7 protein-coding genes are annotated in these 6,801 nt (G+C 46.3%); 3 read left to right on the top strand and 4 right to left on the bottom strand.

Annotated features, from left to right (window positions below):
• Positions 1–10 precede the first annotated feature (10 nt).
• Together QUA45_RS27180 and speB are read right to left on the bottom strand one after the other, a co-directional pair.
• Entirely contained in the window at positions 11–568 is a 558-nt protein-coding gene (locus QUA45_RS27180; RefSeq protein WP_333222937.1) for a thioredoxin family protein, read from the bottom strand.
• A 133-nt stretch (positions 569–701) separates the two neighbouring features.
• Positions 702–1,631, bottom strand: a complete 930-nt coding sequence (gene speB, locus QUA45_RS27175) for an agmatinase (RefSeq protein WP_333222935.1) — start codon at positions 1,629–1,631, stop codon at positions 702–704.
• Between the two features lie 249 nt (positions 1,632–1,880).
• Between speB and QUA45_RS27170 the strand changes: the two genes are divergently transcribed.
• Positions 1,881–2,795, top strand: a complete 915-nt coding sequence (locus QUA45_RS27170; protein ID WP_333099781.1) for an alpha/beta fold hydrolase — start codon at positions 1,881–1,883, stop codon at positions 2,793–2,795.
• A gap of 170 nt (positions 2,796–2,965) precedes the next feature.
• Here the strand turns inward: QUA45_RS27170 and QUA45_RS27165 are convergent, their stop codons facing one another.
• Both QUA45_RS27165 and QUA45_RS27160 read right to left on the bottom strand, forming a co-directional pair.
• Positions 2,966–4,015: a M10 family metallopeptidase C-terminal domain-containing protein gene (locus QUA45_RS27165; protein WP_333222933.1), complete on the bottom strand. Its 1,050-nt coding sequence runs from the start codon at positions 4,013–4,015 to the stop codon at positions 2,966–2,968.
• Positions 4,016–4,173: 158 nt separating this feature from the next.
• On the bottom strand, positions 4,174–4,584 hold the full coding sequence (locus QUA45_RS27160) for a hypothetical protein (RefSeq protein ID WP_333222931.1): 411 nt from the start codon (positions 4,582–4,584) through the stop codon (positions 4,174–4,176).
• 143 nt (positions 4,585–4,727) lie between these two features.
• On the opposite strand from QUA45_RS27160, the gene QUA45_RS27155 reads away from it, so the two are divergent.
• Together QUA45_RS27155 and QUA45_RS27150 are read left to right on the top strand one after the other, a co-directional pair.
• The gene (locus tag QUA45_RS27155) at positions 4,728–5,411 is read left to right on the top strand and encodes a response regulator transcription factor (RefSeq protein WP_333034626.1); all 684 of its coding nucleotides are present in this window, start codon (positions 4,728–4,730) and stop codon (positions 5,409–5,411) included.
• On the top strand, positions 5,408–6,801 hold a 1,394-nt coding region (locus tag QUA45_RS27150), incomplete at its 3' end, for a histidine kinase dimerization/phospho-acceptor domain-containing protein (protein ID WP_333222929.1). The genes QUA45_RS27155 and QUA45_RS27150, both read left to right, overlap by 4 nt.

The following is a 6,801-nucleotide window of genomic DNA, read 5'->3' as shown; positions in this document are numbered from 1 at the left end:
TGACTAATGACTACGATCGCCATTTGATAGAACAGCCTATTGCCTCTGTAGTTGAAGGCTCAACGGGTTGACTGTTGAGCAATTGGTCGATCGCACTCCGCAGATAAGAAACCTGCACCGCCGCCGCATCGTCAGCGTTGTCGTCAATTAAACCTTTATAGCGCAGTTTGCCGTCTTGGTCTAACAAAAAAACCTCCGGCGTTTTAGAAGCCCCAAAACTTTCAGCCACATCTTGAGCAACATCTCGGATGTACGGGAAGTTGAGTTGATTGTTGGCTGCAAAAATTTTCATGTTCTCAAAACTGTCGTCGGGATACTGGTTTGCATCATTAGCATTAATCCCGATTAAAGTAACATCTCGATCTTGAAAATCTGCTTGAAGTTCTTTCATACGAGTGAGATACAACTGCACGTAAGGGCAATGATTGCACATAAATATGACCGCTATCGCCCGAAATTTTTCTAAATATCGAGCTAAATGGTGAACTTCGTCGTCAACTCCCGGCAGTTCAAAATCGGGAGCGTAGCCGTTAATGGGAGTACCCGTTGTATCAACTATTAAACTCATGTTTTCAGGAGGTGAAGAGCAGTATTTGCCAGCATGAAAGATGAAAATGTCAGCACGAATAAAATTGGCTGTTGTTTGGCTTTAGCTTAATTCTAGCCTTGCCAACAGCCTATTGTGATTCGTACTTCGCGATTTATTCCTCGTCTGGCTTTAGCCAACCTTGAGCCAGAGCTTGGTATCCAATAAGTTTGTATGCTAATTTGGCGGCGGTAAATTCTGAGACGACAGAATCTACAATAGGTGCTAATTCCATAATGTCACACCCGATTACTTCGTAGGACTCGAAGATGCGGCGCAAAAATGCGGTGAGGGAATACCAATTTAACCCGCCCGGTTCGGGTGTTCCCACTCCTGGAATTAAAGTCGGATCGATGCCGTCTAAGTCGATCGTCAAAAATACTCGCTTAGTTGTTATGCTGGCAATTGCCCGATCGGCCCAATCCGGTTGAGTAGCGATTTCCCTAGCTCGAATCACGTTTAGCTGTTTTGCTTTAATCAAGTCGGCTTCTTCCTTGCAGATAGCGCGAATCCCGATTTGCAGTGTCGGTAAGCCCATATCTACAATACGCCGCATCACGCAGGCGTGGTTGTGAATCGAGCCTTCGTATTCGTGCCGCAAGTCGCCGTGGGCATCGATTTGCACGACTGTGAAAGGTTCGTTTGGGTATGCTTGGCGATAACCTTCGACAACGCCTGCAGTGATGCTGTGTTCGCCTCCGAGGGAGATGACAAATTTATTTTCGGTAACTAGCTGATGCACTGCGGCTTGGGTGACTCGCAGCATTTCTGAGGATGAAACCCGTTGACTGTTGCGAGTATCGGCGATCGGCTCTTGTGTATAAATTCCGACATCGTAGCAAACTTCGGAATCCAATTCTTCGTCGTAGCACTCGAGTTGATGAGAAGCTTCTAGAAGTTTGGCCGGCCCGTTTTCGCACCCCCGGCGGTAAGTGGTGGTAGCTTCGTAGGGAATTGGCAAGATTACTACTTTGGCGGTGTCGTAGTCTGGTACAATTTCTGACCCCAGAAACGGTACGACAGCAGTGGAAACGATCGTTGGCATAAGGGAAATTTTAATACAGCAAAGAAGTCAGCAGGTTTAATCGTGACATAATATCGGCTCTAACTGCAAAGTCAGAAGGAAGAGGAATTAACCGCAGAGGGCACAGAGGGCGCAGAGGGAGGAGGGAAGGGATGTTTGGGATTTATGTCCTAGCGGTTGCCTCGAATTGCGATACGGTTTTTAGTATTGACTTGAGTTCTTTGCAGCCTTGCATTCATCTAAAATCTAAAATCTAAAATCTAAAATCGCATGACATCTTCTACTCCCACTTTGTCAACACTTATTTCGCCTCAAACTTGGCTGTGGAAAGGCTTTCCCATTTGCTACCAGGCTGCGGGTTCCCAGGGGCCTGCGGTGGTGTTTGTCCACGGTTTTGGTGCGTCTTGGGGCCACTGGCGCAAGAATTTGCCGGCGCTGGCTGCTGATTGCCGCTGTTATGCGATCGACCTCATCGGTTTTGGCGGTTCTGCTAAACCCGCGCCCAAACTTGAGATTGACTATACTTTTGAAACTTGGGGACAGCTAATTGCTGATTTTTGTCGGGAAGTTGCGGGCGGGCCGGCTTTTTTGGTGGGAAATTCGATCGGCTGCGTGGCAATTATGCAAGCTGCAGTGGATTTTCCCGACATTGCTTCTGGCGTAATTTTACTCAATTGTTCCCTACGCTTGCTGCACGATCGCAAACGCGCCGAATTGCCTTGGTATCGCAGTTTGGGAGCGCCAATCGCACAAAAAGTTTTAAATGTCAAGTGGATAAGTCAATTATTTTTTAAACAATTAGCAACGCCAAAAACAGTAAAAAAAGTGCTTTTGCAAGCATATCGCCGTCCTGAAGCTGTCAGCGATGAACTGGTAAATATGCTGCTGGAACCTGCCAAAGACAGCGGCGCAGTCGAAGTATTTGTAGCATTTATCAGTTATTCTCAAGGGCCGCTACCGGAGGATTTGTTGCCGCGTTTGAGCTGTCCTGCTTTGATTTTGTGGGGTACGGACGACCCTTGGGAGCCGATCGCATTGGGGCGAGAATTGGCAAAGTTTCCGGCTGTTGAAAAGTTTATTCCTTTGGAGGGAGTGGGGCACTGCCCGCAAGATGAAGCCCCGGAATTGGTCAATCCTATTTTACTCGATTGGATTAAAGAGCGATCGGTATTTGCAGAAAATTAGGGCTTTTACTTATTTCCGGCAGGAATAATTGGTTTGATTGAAACGCTTCGAGGTGCGTTAGCGAAGCGGCGCATAAGCGCTCTGATCGCGAAGGAATAAGTAGGAAGAATAAATTAGGACACGGCACTGCCGTGTCCTCGGTATCCTAATGATTGCAGCCGGAATTGATATTAGACAAACAGGAAACTATCAGGAGTAAAGCCGCCTTGAATTACAGCAATTTGGTCAGATGTACCAGCCAAATTGATGGAGTTACCAACAATATTGTAGTCAGAGAGACTCCCACGTAACTGAATGCGATCGATTCCCTGTTGGAAATCCTGAATCAGTGCAACTCCTGTTCCCTGATAGTAGCTAATTGCGGCATCACCGAGAACAAAAACATCTCTACCTCGACCGCCAATCAGCACATCCGTTTCATTGCTTCCCGGTGTAGCACTTGATGGATTTACTCCAATCAGGGTATCATTGCCGCGCAAACCTGAGAGTGTATCGTTACCATATCCTCCAACTAAAGAATTGTTTTGGATGTTTCCGGTAAGGACATCTACATTCGGAGTTCCTGTGACATTAACAAAATTCTCTACAGTAAAATTCAGAGTGCCGATACCCGGTAGATTGTTAACCGCCAAACGATTCTGCGACAAATCCACATTAATAGAAGCTGTGCCGCTACCTGTAGAAGCATCGATGGTATTAATCTGTCCTAAAGGAGCAATTATTTGTTCTATATTTTGCAGGGTATCTGTACCTGCTGCGCCTTTATCTACAATACCTTTAGCCTCAATGGTAATGCCGCTGCCCAGGGAAAGATAGCTAATTGTATCCGTGCCTAATCCTCCAGTTATGGTATCTGTGCCGCTACTACCTAGGATGAAGTTATCTAAACTATCTCCAGTAATATTGTCGTTTCCTGCTGTGGTGCTAATACTGTTAGCTGGCGGAGGGGGTGGAGTTTGGTTTTGGGGAGGTAAAGCAGAATTCGTAAGTTGTGCGCCTTGATTTTGGGGAGGTTGGTTGCCCGATGCGCCTTGATTTTGGGGAGGTTGGTTGCCTACTGCTGCTTGATTTTGCCCTGGAGGATTGCCTACTGCTGCTTGATTTTGCCCTGGAGGATTGCCCGGTGCGCCTTGATTTTGGGGAGGTTGGTTGCCCGGTGCGCCTTGATTTTGGGGAGGATTGCCCGGGGCATTGATTGGATTAGGAAATAGTGCTGACATGATGTAATTACCTGGATTAGTTTTCTAAGTTTGAATCAGTTGTCAGGCTAAAAAAATGAATTCTCAATCGGCCTTTGATTTAGTCTCTACAATCATTAAGTTGGTTGAATATGACATTTATCCCTGTCCTAGGATTACAGTTTTGTAATGTGGAGAAATTAGCGTTTTTCCGAATTTTGAGGTAAATTACGATCGCCCGGTGGGCGCGGTGGAATGCCCAGAATTTTAATCAACTCTGCTTCGGTGACTCCCAACTTTTTCGCTGCACCGGGAATATCTAAACGAGGAGGGGGCGGTGGGTTGGGCGGGCGATTATTTTCCGTTGGCGGTTCCGGCGGTTTGGCGGGTAGGCCCAAAGCTTCGATTAACTCGGCTTCGGTGACTCCTAATTGTTTGGCAGCAGCGGCAAAATCTATACGGGGCGGATGTCTGCGCTCTTGACTGGGTTCGGGCTGGCTCTGGGCGAGTACAGTATTAGAATTAGCTGTAGTTCGATCGGGAAAAGTCAAGCTGCTAAATCCCAGCAGCAAGGCTGTAGCAGGTAATGCCAGCAGTGAAGTAATTTTCATGATAGTTACGATCGCCGACCTAAAAATGTTTATAACTACATCAAACTCCCACAACATTACCTGCAACATTCCGAATAGATTACAGTTTTGTAATTTAAGTAAAGGCCTGATGGCGGTATAATCGCAACCGAATAGGTAAATCTATGAATGTTCTATACGTTGAAGATGAAGAAAAAATTGCCAATTTTGTTTGTATGGGCTTGAAAGAACAAGGCTTTGTGGTGGATTATTGCGATAATGGCAATGATGGCTATGGGCGGGCGATGGATAATGAATACGATGCGATCGTACTTGATATTGTTTTGCCGGGAAAAGACGGATTATCTATTCTCAAACATCTGCGAAAGGCTGGACGCAACGTACCTGTGATTTTATTAACTGCTCGCAATGAACTAGACGATCGCATTGAAGGGTTACATCTCGGTGCTGATGACTATTTGGCTAAACCGTTTTTTGTTGAGGAGTTAGTTGCTCGGATTTATGCTGTAGTGCGGCGTGCTTCGGGCGGTGGGCAAAATATTCTGAGTGTTGGCCCTGTTAAGCTCGATCGCATTCTGCGAGAAGTCACTTGCGATCGCCATGCGGTAGAACTTACAAGCCGCGAGTTTAATCTTTTGGAATATCTGATGCGATCGCCCGGTAGGGTACTCACCCGCACACAAATCCTCGAACATATTTGGGGTTATGATTTTAATCCGAATACGAATGTGGTAGATGTATGTATTCAACGCATTCGCAAGAAAATTGAACCGATCGGCGGTACAGGATGGGTTGAGAGCGTGCGCGGCGTTGGCTATCGGTTTCGCAAACCCGATTCCCCATCGTGAAATTGCAATCTTTTCGCTTTCGCATTGCTCTATCATCTGCTGTTCTAGCAAGTATTGCTTTGATTGGCTTTAGTATTGTTTCGTGGTGGTTGATTTACGATGCTAAAGTCAAACGTCTTGATGCTGAAATCAAGAATCAGTTAATCCAATCTACCCGCCCGCAATCGACCCAATGGGGTGCTTATAGTGATTCTTTGCCATCAGTTTTGGGCATGAATGATGGGGAAACAACCGCAGCTTTGCTGGTGACTGATAGAGATGGTAATTTGCTCTACCGATCGAGCCAGTGGCAAGATGGAATTGATGCTAATTCATTATGGCGATCGCTGCCCCAACCCCCTCCCGATCGTGCCAGAATACCTTTTCAATTAGAACCTCCCCCTCCACCCTATCCACCACCTCCCTATCCACCACCTCCCGATCGACCAGATTCATTTTCACCGAGAGAAAGAAGACCCCCGCGCGATCGACCTCCTCAATTCGATCGACCGGATTTTCCGCGAGTTTTCAAAGCTAAACTAGCAACCCAGCGTACTAAGAAAGCCGTTTGGCGTGTGGGCGCGATTCATTCTCCTCAAACTCAAATAGCCATCGCTGTTAACTTACAAGCGATCGATCGGGAAATGGCATCAATTGGTAATATCTTCCTAATTGCTATTCCCGTAGTGCTGTTACTCGTGGCGGGTGGAGCGTGGGTGATATCTCGGAGTATTCTATATCCAATTGGGCGACTCACGATGGCAATTCGCAATGTCACCGTACAGGGACTCGATCGGCGCGTCCCTGACGGAGCAACGGATATAGAGTTTGTAGAATTAATTTTTGTGTTCAATCAGATGTTAGAACGTCTAGAACGAAGTTTTAAACAAGCTTCTCGTTTTAGTGGAGATGCTGCCCACGAATTAAAGACTCCGCTGGCGATTTTGCAAGGCCAACTAGAACGGGCTTTGCATCAAGTTGAATCTGGTTCTGAGGTGCAGCAGACGCTGAGTAATTTATTGGATGAAGTGCGCCGTTTGAGTGAAATAACCCGTAAACTTCTCTTACTTTCTCACGCCGATGCCGGACGTATGGGTTTACATTTGGTTGAGGTGAATATGTCGGCTTTGCTATCGGAAATTGCAGAAGATATGGAACTGCTAGCACCGCATTTAGATGTGCAAATGGCAATTGCTCCTAATTTATATATCAAGGGTGATCGCGATTTGCTGGTGCAGGTTTTGCAAAATCTGGTTGGTAATGCGATTAAATATAATTTACCGGAGGGTTGGCTCAGGTTACAGGCTAACTGTCAGGGAAAAAGAGTAATTGTGAAAATTGTCAATAGTTCTCAGGATATTTCTTTGAGCGAGCGCGATCGTATTTTTGAGCGATTCCATCGCGGTGACTC

The sequence above is a fragment of the Microcoleus sp. Pol12A5 genome (assembly GCF_036701435.1).
Taxonomy (GTDB): domain Bacteria; phylum Cyanobacteriota; class Cyanobacteriia; order Cyanobacteriales; family Microcoleaceae; genus Microcoleus.
This window is presented reverse-complemented; position numbering and strand designations above follow the sequence as displayed.